This window comes from Streptomyces sp. LZ34 (assembly GCF_053890475.1).
This window is the reverse complement of record NZ_CM132680.1, coordinates 3,586,944-3,601,194: the sequence shown is the minus strand read 5'-3', so window position 1 is coordinate 3,601,194 and position 14,251 is coordinate 3,586,944. Positions and strand designations below refer to the sequence as shown.

General features: G+C 71.2%; 12 protein-coding genes. 8 read left to right on the top strand and 4 right to left on the bottom strand.

Annotation, left to right across the window (positions count from 1 at the left end; all coding sequences use genetic code 11):
- Positions 1–9: 9 nt before the first annotated feature.
- The 8 genes from ACWY4P_RS13870 to ACWY4P_RS13835 all read left to right on the top strand — a co-directional run bounded on the left by ACWY4P_RS13870 (position 10) and on the right by ACWY4P_RS13835 (position 10,078).
- The gene (locus ACWY4P_RS13870; RefSeq protein WP_456210847.1) at positions 10–267 is read left to right on the top strand and encodes an acyl carrier protein; all 258 of its coding nucleotides are present in this window, start codon (positions 10–12) and stop codon (positions 265–267) included.
- Between the two features lie 3 nt (positions 268–270).
- Positions 271–996, top strand: coding sequence for a hypothetical protein (locus tag ACWY4P_RS13865; RefSeq protein WP_456210846.1), 726 nt, complete (start codon positions 271–273; stop codon positions 994–996).
- 390 nt (positions 997–1,386) lie between these two features.
- Positions 1,387–2,586, top strand: coding sequence for an ROK family transcriptional regulator (locus ACWY4P_RS13860; protein WP_456210845.1), 1,200 nt, complete (start codon positions 1,387–1,389; stop codon positions 2,584–2,586).
- Between the two features lie 237 nt (positions 2,587–2,823).
- On the top strand, positions 2,824–3,924 hold the full coding sequence (locus ACWY4P_RS13855) for a substrate-binding domain-containing protein (protein ID WP_456210844.1): 1,101 nt from the start codon (positions 2,824–2,826) through the stop codon (positions 3,922–3,924).
- 131 nt (positions 3,925–4,055) lie between these two features.
- The gene (locus ACWY4P_RS13850; protein WP_456210843.1) at positions 4,056–4,844 is read left to right on the top strand and encodes an ATP-binding cassette domain-containing protein; all 789 of its coding nucleotides are present in this window, start codon (positions 4,056–4,058) and stop codon (positions 4,842–4,844) included.
- Entirely contained in the window at positions 4,841–6,133 is a 1,293-nt protein-coding gene (locus ACWY4P_RS13845; protein WP_456210842.1) for a sugar ABC transporter permease, read from the top strand. Before ACWY4P_RS13850 ends, ACWY4P_RS13845 begins: the two co-directional genes overlap by 4 nt.
- Positions 6,134–6,357: 224 nt before the next feature.
- Positions 6,358–8,340, top strand: coding sequence for a 1-deoxy-D-xylulose-5-phosphate synthase (gene dxs, locus ACWY4P_RS13840; RefSeq protein ID WP_456210841.1), 1,983 nt, complete (start codon positions 6,358–6,360; stop codon positions 8,338–8,340).
- 277 nt (positions 8,341–8,617) lie between these two features.
- Positions 8,618–10,078, top strand: coding sequence for an amino acid permease (locus ACWY4P_RS13835; protein WP_456210840.1), 1,461 nt, complete (start codon positions 8,618–8,620; stop codon positions 10,076–10,078).
- A gap of 33 nt (positions 10,079–10,111) precedes the next feature.
- Here the strand turns inward: ACWY4P_RS13835 and ACWY4P_RS13830 are convergent, their stop codons facing one another.
- The 4 genes from ACWY4P_RS13830 to ACWY4P_RS13815 form a co-directional block, all read right to left on the bottom strand.
- A complete protein-coding gene (locus tag ACWY4P_RS13830) occupies positions 10,112–11,158 on the bottom strand; it encodes an ABC transporter substrate-binding protein (protein WP_456210839.1) in 1,047 nt (348 codons plus the stop codon).
- Between the two features lie 43 nt (positions 11,159–11,201).
- Complete coding sequence (locus ACWY4P_RS13825; protein ID WP_456210838.1) at positions 11,202–12,065, bottom strand: ABC transporter ATP-binding protein; 864 nt, start codon at positions 12,063–12,065, stop codon at positions 11,202–11,204.
- Complete coding sequence (locus ACWY4P_RS13820) at positions 12,062–13,117, bottom strand: FecCD family ABC transporter permease (protein WP_456210837.1); 1,056 nt, start codon at positions 13,115–13,117, stop codon at positions 12,062–12,064. The genes ACWY4P_RS13825 and ACWY4P_RS13820 overlap by 4 nt, the downstream gene beginning before the upstream one ends.
- A 118-nt stretch (positions 13,118–13,235) precedes the next feature.
- Positions 13,236–14,237, bottom strand: a complete 1,002-nt coding sequence (locus tag ACWY4P_RS13815; protein ID WP_456210836.1) for a FecCD family ABC transporter permease — start codon at positions 14,235–14,237, stop codon at positions 13,236–13,238.
- Positions 14,238–14,251 lie beyond the last annotated feature (14 nt).

The window sequence follows — 14,251 nt, the reverse complement described above, 5'->3', positions numbered from 1 at the left end:
AGACCCGGGATGGACCGCGCACAGATGGTCGAGACGATCGGCAAGTCGGTGGCCGCGATGGTGCCGTACGCCGACGCTCCGGTGGACGAGAGCAAGCGGCTCTTCGAGGACCTGGGGCTCGACTCCACCAGCATCGTCGAGCTCATGATCGACCTGGAGGACAACGCGGGTGTGGTCGTCGACACGGACGCCATCGAACCGGACGTCTTCGAGACCGTCGGCTCGCTGGTCGACTTCCTGATGCGCAGCCGCCCGGCCGAGCGGTGAGGGATGGCGGACGCGGGGGTGACGGGGCTGCGCCTGGGCGCGGCCTGGGGGCTGGACTTCCCGGAGCGGCCCGGCGGGCGCTCCTACGTCGCGATGGGCGGCGAGCTGCTGGCGGCAGCGCCCGGCGACGACGAACCGCACGCCCCGGGGCGTGCGGCGCCGCCGCTGTCGCGGCCGCTGGACTATCTGGTGGTGGCTTACGAGGCGTATGACGCGGCCCCCGCCGGGCTGGCGGCGGGCTTCCTCGCCGAGTCCTGCCCCGGCGAGCCGCGTGCCTTCTCCGTCGCCGACCAGGGGATCGGCGCCCCGTTCAGCGGCCTGAAGGTGCTCGACCGCATCCACCGGGGCGGGGGCCTGAGCCACGCCGCGCTGTTCGTGCTCGACCCGGCGGCCGGGGCGGTGCTGGCCCTCGGCGGGACGGGCGGCTGGGGCCTGGAGGCGGTGGCGGAGGAGCGGGCCGCGGAGGCGGCGGACTGCCTGCCGCTGCTCCGGCCGGCCCCGGGCACCTCGTATGTACTGGGCGACGGCCTGCGCGACCTGGCGGGGGCCCTGGAGGCGGCGGGGGCCACGGTGCGGCCCGCCGGGGCGGGGCACGGCTGCGCCGGGGTGTGGCGGGCGCTGCGCGAGGCGCCGGCGGACGCGGCGGGGGAGGGCGCCGAGCGGCTGGTGGTCGCGGACCGGGACCGGGGGCTGGGCCGGCTGCACATCGCCACGTTCGCCCGGGTGTGACTCCCTGGCCGCGCCACCGCTCAGGTGCTGGACACCTCCTACCTCGCGGCGGCGCCCGTCGTACGCTGGCGCGATATCGGGATTGTGCGTGCAGGGCACGGGAAGTCTCATGTCGTACCGGCATGGCGGAGCGCGGTCCGCGGCGCGGCGGCGGGCGTGACCGGCATCAACCGGACGATCACCCACGGTCCGGCCTTGTACACATTTTCGCGATCAATGAGTCCGGCTTGGCTCCGTACATGGTCCGTCAAGGACTTGACGGGGGACAACCGAGGCGGCTCAGCTTAGAGTTCACATGTTGGAGACAAGCCGGGCCTCATTGCTGCGGCCCCGGCCGGCGGAGCGGCGGTCGTGTCGCCCGCGGAGGCGTGGAGACAGGAGCGGATAGACGTGGAGACTCCGGGATCGCAGTCGTCGCTGCACCGGGCCAACCTCGAGCGGGTGGTACGCGCGGTGCGCATGGCGGGTTCGCTGACCCAGGCGGAGATCGCCCGGACCACCGGGCTGTCCGCGGCCACCGTCTCCAACATCGTCCGCGAGCTCAAGGACGGCGGCACGGTCGAGGTCACCCCGACCTCGGCGGGCGGCCGCCGGGCGCGCAGCGTCTCGCTCAGCGGTGACGCGGGCATCGTGGTCGGCGTGGACTTCGGGCATACGCACCTGCGCGTGGCCATCGGCAACCTGGCCCACCAGGTGCTGGCCGAGGAGTCCGAGCCGCTGGACGTGGACGCCTCGGCGTCGCAGGGCCTGGACCGGGCAGAGCACCTGGTCAGCAGGCTGATCGCGGCGACCGGCATCAGCCAGGAGAAGGTGGTGGGCGTCGGCCTCGGCGTGCCGGCGCCGATCGATGTGGAGACCGGCACGCTCGGCTCGACCGCGATCCTGCCCGGCTGGGCGGGCACCAATCCGCGTGACGACCTGGCCCAGCGCCTCGGCGTGCCGGTGCACGTGGACAACGACGCCAACCTCGGCGCGCTCGGCGAGCTGGTGTGGGGGGCCGGGCGCGGGGTGGCCGACCTCGCGTACATCAAGGTCGCCGACGGTGTCGGCGCGGGGCTGGTGATCAGCGGGCAGATCTACCGCGGGCCCGGGGGCACGGCCGGCGAGATCGGCCACATCACGCTGGACGAGTCGGGCCCGGTGTGCCGCTGCGGCAACCGAGGCTGCCTGGAGACGTTCGCCGCGGCCCGGTACGTGCTGCCGCTGCTGTACTCCAGCCATGGCGCGGACCTGACCGTGGAGCGCATGGTGCAGCTCGCCCGGGACGGCGACCCCGGCTGCCGCCGGGTGATCGCGGACGTGGGGCGGCACATCGGCAGCGGCGTGGCGAACCTGTGCAACCTGATCAATCCGAGCCGGGTGGTGCTGGGCGGCCATCTCGCCGAGGCGGGGGAGCTGGTGCTCGGCCCGATCCGGGAGTCGGTCGCGCGATACGCCATCCCGAGCGCGGCCCGCAGGCTGTCGGTGATGCCCGGGGCGCTCGGCGGCCGGGCCGAGGTGCTCGGCGCGCTCGCGCTGGTCCTGAGCGAGATGGGCGACTCGACGCTGCTCGACGGCGCCCTGTCGGCGGGCACCCCCGCCCTCACCTGAGCGGAGCTGCCGAACCGCCGAACCGCCGATGAGCCGGGGCTTCGGGCGCTGTACGCGCCCGAAGCCCCGGCTTTTCTGCCTGCCTTGGCCCGGATCACGCTGCGTTCACTCAGATAACGAATGGCACCGTTGCCATCTCGTTAAGGATTTACTTCTTGACGCCATGCGGGCGGCCGAGTTGACTTCCAGCCACCTCGGCCGCAATGACGCGGCCTCGTCAGGGAGGTCACCCCCAACATGAACGCAACGATGCGTCGCGTCGTCGTCGCCACGGCCGCCGTCTCGATGGCGGTCTCGCTCGCCGCCTGCGGCTCCGCCAAGGAAGCCGACAAGAGCAAGGACGACAACAAGAAGAAGACCGGCCCCCTCACCATCGGCCTGCTCCTGCCGGAAGACCAGACCGCCAGATACGAGGCCATGGACCACCCCCTGATCGAGAAGGAGATCAAGGCGGGCTGTGCGGACTGCAAGGTGATCTACGCCAACGCCAAGTCGGACACCTCGGTGCAGCAGCAGCAGGTCGACTCGATGATCACCAAGAAGGTGGACGTGATCATCCTCGACTCGGTGGACTCCAAGGCCATCCGCAAGTCGGTCAAGGAGGCCGACGAGGCCGGTATCCCGGTCGTCGCGTACGACCGGCTCGCCGAGGGCCCGGTCTCCGCGTACACCTCGTTCGACAACGAGACGGTCGGCAAGGTCCAGGGCGAGGCGCTGCTCAAGGCGCTCGGTAAGAAGGCCAAGGACGGCAAGGTCGTCATGCTCAACGGCTGGGAGGCCGACCCGAACGCGGCTCTGTTCAAGAAGGGCGCGCTCTCCGTCCTGGAGGGCAAGGTCGACATCGCCAAGAAGTACGACATCGACCGCTGGCTGGCGGACGAGGCCAACAAGGCCATGACCGGTGCGATCAACTCCCTCGGCAAGGACAGCATCATCGGTGTCTACTCGGCGAACGACACCATGGCCGGTGGCGCCATCAACGCGCTCAAGGCCGGCGGCGTCAAGCCGCTGCCCCCGGTCACTGGCCAGGACGCCGAACTCGCGGGCGTCCAGCGGGTCCTGGCGGGCACGCAGTACATGAGCGTGTACAAGCCCTACGGCCAGGAGGCGGTGGCCGCGGCCAAGATGGCCCTCGCGCTCGGCCGCGGCGAGAAGGTCCCGGCGGAGACCACGGCCGACAGCCCGACCACCAAGAAGATCCCGTCGACGCTGATCCCGCCGGTGTCGATGACCAAGGACAACATCAAGGACACGGTCGTCAAGGACGGCCTGTACAAGGTCTCCGACATCTGCACGGCCAAGTACAAGGCCGCGTGCGACGAGCTCGGCATCAAGTAGCGCGCCACCGGCCGCCCGTGGCTCACGGGCGGCCCCCTGCTGTCGACACCACCCCCCCGAAGAAGGTGAGGGGAGAGAGCGCTCTCTCCCCTCCGTTACACCGCAGGGGCCCGCCCCTGCTCAGATCGGAGATGGCCATCGTGCCGAACGAACCCGTGTTGGCGTTGCGCGGGATCTCCAAGCGGTTCGGCGCCGTCCAGGCGCTGACGGACATACATCTGGAGGTCCACGCCGGTGAAGTGGTCGCCCTGGTCGGCGACAACGGCGCCGGCAAGTCGACCCTCGTCAAGGCGATCGCCGGAGTCGGCCCCGCGGACGAGGGCGTCGTCGAGTGGGAGGGCAGGCCGGTCCAGGTCAGCCGCCCGCACGACGCCCAGGAGCTGGGCATCGCGACCGTGTACCAGGACCTCGCCCTGTGCGACAACATCGACGTGGTCGGCAACCTCTTCCTCGGCCGCGAGATCATGCGCGCCGGGGTGCTCGACGAGGTCGAGATGGAGCGCCGCTCGCGCGAACTGCTGCAGACCCTGTCGATCCGCATCCCCAGCGTGCGGATCCCGATCGCCTCGCTGTCCGGCGGCCAGCGGCAGACCGTCGCCATCGCCCGCTCGATGCTCGGCGAGCCCAAGCTGGTGATCCTCGACGAGCCGACCGCGGCCCTCGGCGTCGAGCAGACCGCGCAGGTCCTCGACCTGGTCGAGCGGCTGCGTGAGCGCGGCCTCGCGGTGATCCTCATCAGCCACAACATGGCCGACGTCAAGGCCGTGGCGGACCGGGTCGCGGTGCTGCGTCTCGGCCGCAACAACGGCACCTTCGATGTGAAGACCACCTCTCAAGAAGAGATCATCTCCGCCATCACCGGCGCCACGGACAACGCCGTGACCCGCCGCAAGGCGCGTAACGCGGAGGTCGCCAAGTGACCACCAAGACCGACAAGACCGATGGCGGCGATGGTCTGCAGGACGCGGCCCCGGTCGCCAAGGACGCGGTCACCGCGGTCGATCCCCGGCTGCTGGTGCGCCAGGAGGGCCTCAAGGGCTACCTCCAGGAGTTCGGCCGCAAGCTGCGCAGCGGTGAGCTGGGCGCGCTCCCGGTCATCGTCGGCATCGCCATCATCTGGGTGGTCTACCAGTGGAAGGACGACGCCTTCCTCTCGCCCAAGAACCTCTCCGACCTGTCGATCCTGATCGTCGGCACCGGTCTGATCTCGGTCGGCATCGTCTTCGTGCTGCTGCTCGGTGAGATCGACCTGTCCGTCGGCTCGCTCAGCGGTCTGGCCGCGGCCACCATGGCGGTGCTCAACGCCCGGCACGGGGTGCCCGAAGGGCTCGCCGTGGTCATCGCGCTGGCCTTCGGCGCCGCCCTCGGCGCGCTGCACGGCTTCTTCTTCGCCAAGATCGGCGTCCCGGCCTTCGTGGTCACCCTCGCCGGCCTGCTGGCCTGGAACGGGCTGATGCTCCAGGTGCTGGGCACCACCGGCACCATCGACCTCGACGACGACGGCTTTGTGCAGACCCTGTCCAGCCACTACTTCACGCAGTTGATCGCCGCGTACGGGGCGGCCACGGTCGCCGTGGCCGGGTTCTTCCTGGCCCAGTTCCTGGGCGCGCGGCGGCGCAAGGCGGCCGGCATACCCTCCCGGCCGCTGAGCGAGATCCTGGTGCGCACCGCGGTGCTGGCCGTCATCGGCTACGCCGCGGCCTGGCGGCTCAACGAGTACAAGGGCCTGCCGCTGGCGCTCGTCATCTTCGTGGTGGTGCTGCTCGTCCTCGACTTCGTGGTGCGCCGCACGTCGTACGGGCGCAAGGTGATCGCGCTGGGCGGCAACGTCGAGGCGGCCCGCCGCGCGGGCATCAACGTGGATGCGGTGCGGATCTCGGTGTACGCCCTGTCCGGGCTGATGGCCGCGCTCGGCGGCATCATGATCGCCTCCCGGATCGGCTCCGCGAGCCAGCAGGCCGGCACCGGCAACCTGCTCATGGAGGCGATCGCCGCCGCGGTCATCGGCGGCACCAGCCTCTTCGGCGGGCGCGGCTCGGTCTGGTCGGCGCTGCTGGGCATGCTGGTCATCGGCTCCATCGCGTCCGGCATGAGCCTGCTGGGCGTCGCCAACTCCGTGCAGTACATGATCACCGGCGCGGTGCTGCTGGCCGCTGTCGTGATCGACTCGGTCTCGCGGAAGACCCAGCGCTCGGCGGGGCGCGGCTGATCCAGGCCGCCCGGCCCCCGCTGGGCCGTACCCGCTGTGCCGTTTCTCACGTGCCCGGCACCGCCTCGCGCAGGCGGTGCCGGGCACGGGTGTTCTGCCACCGAACGCGTGACGCGGATCGCAGGGACCGGGCCATCGCCGCCGGAACAGAACATTAGACTCAGGCGGACCGGCAAGGCTCGGCGAAGACGCTCGACGGCAAACTCGAAAGCAAGGAGGCACGGGTGCTGCTGACCCACATCAGGGGACCGCGTGATCTGGACCGGCTCACTCCGGAGCAGCTGGACCAGCTGGCCGCGGAGATCCGCACCTTCCTCGTCGACGCCGTCTCCAAGACCGGTGGGCATCTGGGCCCCAACCTCGGCGTGGTGGAGCTCACCATCGCCCTGCACCGGGTCTTCGACTCGCCCCGGGACAAGGTGCTCCTGGACACCGGCCACCAGAGCTATGTCCATAAACTCCTCACCGGCCGCCAGGACTTCTCCAAGCTCAAGAGCAAGGGCGGCCTGTCCGGCTACCCCTCGCGCGCCGAGTCCGAGCACGACGTCATCGAGAACAGCCACGCCTCCACCGTGCTGGGCTGGGCCGAGGGCCTCGCCAAGGCCAACGAGCTGCTGGGCAAGCAGGACCATGTGGTCGCGGTCATCGGTGACGGCGCGCTGACCGGCGGCATGGCCTGGGAGGCGCTGAACAACATCGCCGCGGCCAAGAACCGCCCGCTGGTCATCGTCGTCAACGACAACGAGTGGTCGTACTCGCCGACCATCGGCGGGCTGGCGAACCACCTGGCCACGCTCCGCACCACCGACGGCTACGAGCGCTTCCTGGCCCGCGGCAAGGACCTCCTGGAGCGCACCCCGGTCGTCGGCCGTCCGCTGTACGAGACGCTGCACGGCGCCAAGAAGGGGCTGAAGGACTTCATCGCCCCGCAGGGCATGTTCGAGGACCTGGGGCTGAAGTACGTCGGCCCGATCGACGGCCATGACATCGAGGCGCTGGAGTCCGCGCTCCAGCGGGCGAAGCGTTTCGGCGGGCCGGTCATCGTGCACTGCCTCACCGAGAAGGGCCGCGGCTACACCCCGGCCGAGCAGGACGAGACCGACCGCTTCCACGGCATCGGCCCGATCCACCCCGACACCGGGCTGCCGATCTCCGCGTCCGGTGCCGACTGGACCTCGGTCTTCGGCGAGGAGATGGTCAAGCTCGGTGAGGAGCGCGAGGACATCGTCGCGATCACCGCGGCGATGCTGCACCCGGTGGGCCTCACCAAGTTCGCCAAGCGGTTCCCCGACCGGGTCTTCGACGTCGGCATCGCCGAGCAGCACGGTGCGGTCTCGGCGGCGGGTCTGGCGACGGGCGGTCTGCACCCGGTCTTCGCCGTCTACGCCACCTTCCTCAACCGCGCCTTCGACCAGGTCCTGATGGATGTGGCACTGCACAGGTGCGGGGTGACCTTCGTCCTCGACCGGGCCGGGATCACCGGCACGGACGGCGCCTCGCACAACGGCATGTGGGACCTGTCCATCCTTCAGGTCGTCCCGGGTCTGCGGATGGCCGCCCCGCGCGACGCCGACCAGGTCCGCGCCCAGCTGCGCGAGGCCGTGGAGGTGGACGACGCCCCGACGGTGGTGCGCTACTCCAAGGGCGCGGTCGGCCCGGCGGTCCGGGCGGTGGGCCGGATCGGCGGCATGGATGTGCTGCGCGAGCCCGCCCCGGCGGACGCGGACCGGCCGGATGTGCTGCTGGTCTCGGTCGGCGCGCTGGCCCCGATGTGCCTGGAGGTCGCCGACCTTCTCGACAAACAGGGCATTTCCACCACAGTGGTGGACCCGCGCTGGGTCAAGCCCGTGGACGAGGAGCTGCCCGCGCTCGCCGAGCGCCACCGCGTCGTGGTCACCGTCGAGGACAACATCCGGGTCGGCGGCGTGGGCTCCGCCATCGCGCAGGCGCTGCGCGACTCCGGAGTGGACATGCCGCTGCGCGACTTCGGCATCCCGCCGCGCTTCCTCCACCACGCCTCCCGCAAGGAGGTCATGGCGGAGATCGGGCTGACCGCCCCGGACATCGCCCGCCAGGTCACCGGCCTGGTCTCCAGGATCGGCGGACGTTACGAGGGCGAGGCGGGTGAGCCGGCCGCGGCGGCCGAGCCGGCCGGGACCGGCGCCGCGCCGCAGGCGTCCGCCGCGGCCGAGTCCGTACGGGACTGATCTCCCGCACCTCCACGTCCAGCCGGGCCGGTCGGGGCCGCCGCGCGACACGCGCGGTGCTCCGACCGGCCCAGTGCTTTTCCGGCTGCTCCGCCCCCATCGGGTGAATCGGGAACGCCGGAGAGTGTGCATACATCCCGAATGCCCGGTTGCCAGAACCATGGCGCGCACGGGCAGGCGTGGAGGTGGCGCGGTGAACGTGAGAGAACCCAGCAGCGGGGGCGCCGGGGACAGGGCCGGAGGCAGGGGCCGCGGAGGCCTCTTCCGGACGAAGTCCGTGGAGCAGTCCCTCCAGGACACCGAGGAGCCCGAGCACGCCCTGACCAGGACGCTCTCCGCCCTCGATCTGACCGTCTTCGGCGTCGGCGTGATCATCGGCACCGGCATCTTCGTGCTGACCGGAGCCGTGGCCAAGCAACAGGCGGGGCCCGCGACCGCGCTCGCCTTCGTGGCCGCCGGGATCGCCTGTGCGCTGGCCGCGCTGTGCTACGCCGAGTTCGCCTCCACGGTGCCGGTGGCCGGGTCCGCGTACACCTTCTCGTACGCCTCGCTCGGCGAACTGCCCGCCTGGATCATCGGCTGGGACCTGGTCCTGGAATTCGCCCTGGCCACCGCCGTGGTGGCGGTCGGCTGGTCCGGCTATGTCCGCTCGCTGCTGGACAACGCCGGATGGCATCTGCCGGATGTGCTGTCGGGCCCCGATGTGGCACACGGATTCGGCTTCGACATCCTGGCCTTCCTGCTGGTGCTGCTGCTGACCGGGATCCTGGTCCTGGGCATGAAGCTGTCCGCGCACATCACGGCCGTGGTGGTCGCGGTGAAGGTGACCGTGGTGCTGCTGGTCATCATCGCCGGATCCTTCTTCATCAACGCCGAGAACTACCACCCCTTCATCCCCGAGGCCCGGGGGACGGTCACCAGCGCCGGGCTCAAGGCCCCGCTGATCCAGCTGTTGTTCGGGTACGAGCCGACGTCCTTCGGCGTCCAGGGCATCTTCACCGCCGCCGCCGTGGTCTTCTTCGCGTTCATCGGCTTCGACATCGTGGCCACCACGGCCGAGGAGACCAGAAACCCGCAGCGGGACATGCCGCGCGGCATCCTCGGCTCGCTCTTCATCTGCACCGTGCTGTACGTCGCGGTGTCCGTGGTGGTCACCGGCATGCAGAAGTACACCGAGCTGTCGGTGGACGCCCCGCTCGCCGACGCCTTCAAGGCGACCGGACACCCCTTCTACGCGGGCCTCATCAGCTTCGGCGCGGCGATCGGGCTCACCACCGTCTGTCTGATCCTGCTGCTCGGGCAGACCCGCGTCTTCTTCGCCATGAGCCGCGACGGCCTGCTGCCCAGGATCTTCTCAAAGGTGCACCCGAAGTACGCCACGCCGTACCGCTCGACGGTCGTGCTCGGCGTCGTCATCGCCGTCGTCGCCGGGTTCACCAGCATCTCCGAGCTGGCGGCGCTGGTGAACATCGGCACGCTCTTCGCCTTCGTCGTGGTCGCCCTCGGCGTCCTCGTGCTGCGCCGCACCCGCCCCGACCTGCACCGCGCCTTCCGCGCCCCCTGGGTGCCGGTGCTGCCGATGGCCTCGGTCGCCGCCTCGCTGTGGCTGATGCTGAACCTCCCCACCGAGACCTGGGTGCGGTTCGGGGTGTGGATGGGGATCGGCTTCGTCGTCTACTTCCTCTACGGGCGCCGCCACAGCCGGATGGGCCAGGGCGCCGAGGCGGAGCGGCGCTGAGGCCCCGCCCCTGCCCCGGCCGCGGGCGCCGCCCTACGCGGTGAGGCGCTGCTCCAGGTCCGCCACGACCTCGTTCGCCGCCATCACCCCGAGGCCGAGGTACCAGGTCTCGTCCGGAACGTCGGACGCGCGGCCGGCCTTGACCGCCTTCAGGTTCTTCCACAGCGGGTTGCCCTGCGCCTTGGAGCGGTCCGTGGCCTTCGGGTTGCCGTAGACGCCGGTGAAGATGTAGTCGGCGTCGGCCTGGTCGATGTTCTCGGCGCTGATCTCGGCGGCGAGGTCCTCGATGTCCTGGTTCTTCGGGCGCGGGATGCCCGCGTCCTTGAGGATCGTGCCGATGAACGAGGCGTTCGCGTAGAGGCGGATCACGCCGTCCGGCATGAACCGGACCATGGAGACGGTCGGCTTCTTGGCGCCCAGCTTCGTGTCCAGCGCCTTGACCTTCTTGTCGTAGTCGGCGAGTTCCGCCTTGGCCTCGGCCGTCTTGTCCAGGGCGGCGGCGTTGAGGAGGTAGTTCTGCTTCCAGGTGAAGCCGGGGCGGATGGAGAAGACGGTCGGCGCGATCTTCGACAGCTCGTCGTACTTGTCCGCGGCGCGCAGCTGGCTGCCGAGGATCAGGTCGGGCTTGAGGGCGGCGATCGCCTCGAGGTTGAGGTTGTTGATCGTGCCGACGTTCTTCGGCTCGCCCGCCTCCTTCTTCAGGTACGACGGCAGCTCGGGGGAGCCCTCGGTGGGCGCCAGGCCGACCGGCTTGATGCCGAGCGACACCACGTTGTCGAGCTCGCCGACGTCCAGCACGACCACCCGCTTCGGCTGCGCCTTGAGCTCGGTCCTGCCCATGGCGTGGTTGATGGTGCGCGGCCACTGGCCGGCCTTGGCGTCCGTGCCCATCGCGGCGGTCTTCTTGGCCGCGCTCGCGAAGTCCTTGCCGTCCTTGGAGACGGACTTCTTGTCGCCTTGCCCGCTGCCGGCTTCCTTCCCGCCGTTTCCGCTGTCGGAGGAGCCGCTGCAGGCCGTGAGGGAGAGCGCGGCGGCGACGGCGAGGGCGACGGCGGCGGTACCGCGACGTCGATAGGACATGGGAAGGCTCCTGTCACATGCAAGTTCTTAGGCGAGGCTTACCTTATGTGGCGCGCGGGCGTGGCGGTAGCACCAGGTCCCCGTCAGCACCACTCCTGTCAGTACCGCCTCCGGCCGCCGACCGCGGAGCGCCCGGCACCACCAGCGGATCGCCCGTCACCGGATCCGGCACGACGACCGAGGCCAGCCCGAAGACGTCCTGCACCAGATCCGCGGTGACGATCTCGCCCGGCGCGCCCTCCGCCACGATCCGGCCGCCCCGCATAGCGATCAGGTGGTCGGCGTAGCGCGCCGCCTGGTTCAGGTCGTGCAGCACCGCGACCACGGTGCGGCCCCGGTCGTGGTTGAGCTGCCGGACCAGGTCCAGCACCTCCACCTGGTGGGCGATGTCGAGGTAGGTCGTCGGCTCGTCGAGCAGCAGCAGATCGGTGTCCTGGGCCAGGGCCATGGCGATCCACACGCGCTGCCGCTGGCCGCCGGAGAGCTCGTCGACCGGGCGGTCGGCCAGTTCGGCGGTCCCGGTGCGCTCCATGGCCTCGCTGACGGTCCGCTCGTCCGCCTCCGACCACTGCTGCCACCACTTCTGGTGCGGCTGCCGCCCGCGCGAGACCAGATCCGCCACCGTGATCCCCTCCGGCGGCACCGGGGTCTGCGGCAGCAGCCCGATGGCCTGGGCGATGCGCTTGGTCGGAAGACGGGACAGCTCGGCGCCGTCCAGCAGCACCGCGCCGCGCCGCGGCTTGAGCAGCCGGCCGAGCGCGCGCAGCAGGGTGGACTTGCCGCAGGCGTTGGGGCCGACGATCACCGTGACCTTGCCGTGCGGGATCTCCAGGTCGAGGCCGTCGACGACCGTGCGGTCCTCGTACGCGAGGGTCAGCTCCCGCGCGGTCAGGCGGTTGTCGGTCACGCGGTGCCTCCGGAACGGCTACGGGTGCGGATGAGCAGCCACATCAGATACGGGGCGCCCACCAGGGCGGTGAACACGCCGACCGGCAGCTCGATCGGCGAGAAGAGCCTGCGGGCCAGCAGATCCGCGACGACCACGACCAGCGCCCCGGTCAGCGCCGAACACAGCAGCGGCGGCTGCTCGGTACGGGCGAGCCGGCGCGCGATCTGCGGGGCGAGCAGCGCCACGAAGTCGACCGGCCCCGCGGCGCCGGTGGCGACGGACGCGAGGACCACCCCGAGGGCGCTCAGCCCCACCCGGACCCGGTCCAGCCGGACGCCGAGCGCGGTGGCCGTGTCGTCGTCCAGCGACACCCCGCGCCGCGCCCGGGCCGCCCACAGCAGCGGCACCACCAGGAGCAGCAGCACCGTCGCGAGCGGCGCGGCCTGGTCGTAACCCCGGCCGTTGAGCGACCCGGTGAGCCAGACCTTGGCCTGCTGGGCCACCAGATAGTCGCCCTTGGTCAGGAACAGCCGGGACAGCGAGCCGAGGGCGACCGAGATCCCGATGCCGATGAGGACGAAGCGGGAGGCGCTCAGCCCCTTGCGCCAGGCGAAGACATAGACCAGCGCGGCGGCCGCGAGACCGCCGCCGACCGACACATACGGCAGGGCGGTGTACGAGGTGACGCCGAAGGTCATGGCGGCGACCGTGGCCGCGCCCGCACCATGCGTCACCCCGATGACATCGGGGCTGGCGAGCGGGTTGCGGGCCATGGTCTGGATCAGCGCGCCCGCCAGCCCGAAGGCCACGCCGACCAGCAGGCCGGTCACCAGGCGCGGCAGCCGGAGGGTGCCCACCACCAGCTCGTCGGGGCTGGGCTGCCCCAGCAGCACCCGGACGACCTCCGTCGGCGAGACGAACGACTCGCCGACGCACAGCGACGCCACGACGGCCACGGCCAGGGTGGCGGCGAGGGCGACGGCCGCCCCAACGGCCCTGCGATGCACCAGGAAGCTGCCCCGCCCGGCCCTGACCACGGTGTATCCGGCGGCGCGGGTGGTGGTGGTCACGCGCTCTGCCCCCGCTCAGTCTCGGCGCGCTTCAATGCGCGGGCTTCCCTCGTCACTGCTCGCTCCTCCGTCGCTGCGCGGCTCCTCAGTCCAGCCCGCGCAGCGCGCCAAGACACGCTCACGCTGTCACCGCCTTCCTGCGGACCAGGGCGATCAGGAACGGCACGCCCGCCAGGGCGGTCATCACGGACACCGGCACCTCCGAGGGCGGGAAGACGATACGGCCGATGACATCCGAGGTGAGGATCATGACCGGGCCGAGCAGCGCGGCCATGGGCAGCAGCCAGCGGTGGCCGGTGCCGACGAGGGCGCGCGCGATATGCGGAACGGCCAGGCCCGTGAAGGCGATCGGGCCCGCGGCGGCGACCGCGACACCGGTCAGTACGGTCGCGCCCACGGTGCCACCCATCCGCAGCAGCGCGACATTGCGGCCCAGCCCCCGGGCGACGTCGTCGCCGAGGGCGAGCGCGTCGAGCCCGCGGGCCATCGCCAGCACCAGCAGCAGCCCGGCGGCCAGGAACGGCCAGGTCTGGCCGGCGATCGTGGCGTCACGCCCGCTGAGCGAGCCCACGTCCCAGAAGCGGAATTCATCCAGGACCCGGGCGTTGGTGGTGACGATCGCCGAGACCACCGAGGCGATGAACGCGTTCATCGCGGCACCGGCCAGGGCGAGTTTGACCGGGGACGCGCCCCCGCGGCCACTGCTGGCCACCGCGTAGGCGCACACCGCCGCGAGCGCCGCGCCCGCGAACGCGAACCAGACATACCCGGTCAGCGTGTGCACTCCGAAGAACGCGATCGCGCAGACCACGCCCAGCGAGGCCCCCTGGCTGATGCCCAGGATGCCGGGCTCGGCGATCGGGTTGCGGGTGATCCCCTGCAACACGGTGCCGGCCACGGCGAGGGCGACCCCGACCATGACGCCGATGACGGTCCGCGGCACCCGCAGGGACCGTACGACTTGGGCGTTGTCGCTCGTACCGCCGTGCAGCAGGGCGTCGTAGACCTCACTGAGGGCGATCTGGCGGCTGCCGACCGCGAGGCTCAGCGCCACGGCGACCAGGAGCAGCAGCGCCGCCGCGGATATCCAGCCGACGCGGCGGCGCGCGACTCCCGACATTCGCCTTCTCTCTT

What these genes read in the sequence shown, in the direction of transcription:
- ACWY4P_RS13870 (WP_456210847.1), top strand. Translation starts at nt 10, where the DNA reads ATGGACCGCGCACAGATGGTCGAGACGATCGGCAAGTCGGTGGCCGCG.
- ACWY4P_RS13865 (WP_456210846.1), top strand. Translation starts at nt 271, where the DNA reads ATGGCGGACGCGGGGGTGACGGGGCTGCGCCTGGGCGCGGCCTGGGGG.
- ACWY4P_RS13855 (WP_456210844.1), top strand. Translation starts at nt 2,824, where the DNA reads ATGAACGCAACGATGCGTCGCGTCGTCGTCGCCACGGCCGCCGTCTCG.
- ACWY4P_RS13850 (WP_456210843.1), top strand. Translation starts at nt 4,056, where the DNA reads ATGGCCATCGTGCCGAACGAACCCGTGTTGGCGTTGCGCGGGATCTCC.
- ACWY4P_RS13830 (WP_456210839.1), bottom strand. Translation starts at nt 11,158, where the DNA reads ATGTCCTATCGACGTCGCGGTACCGCCGCCGTCGCCCTCGCCGTCGCC.
- ACWY4P_RS13815 (WP_456210836.1), bottom strand. Translation starts at nt 14,237, where the DNA reads ATGTCGGGAGTCGCGCGCCGCCGCGTCGGCTGGATATCCGCGGCGGCG.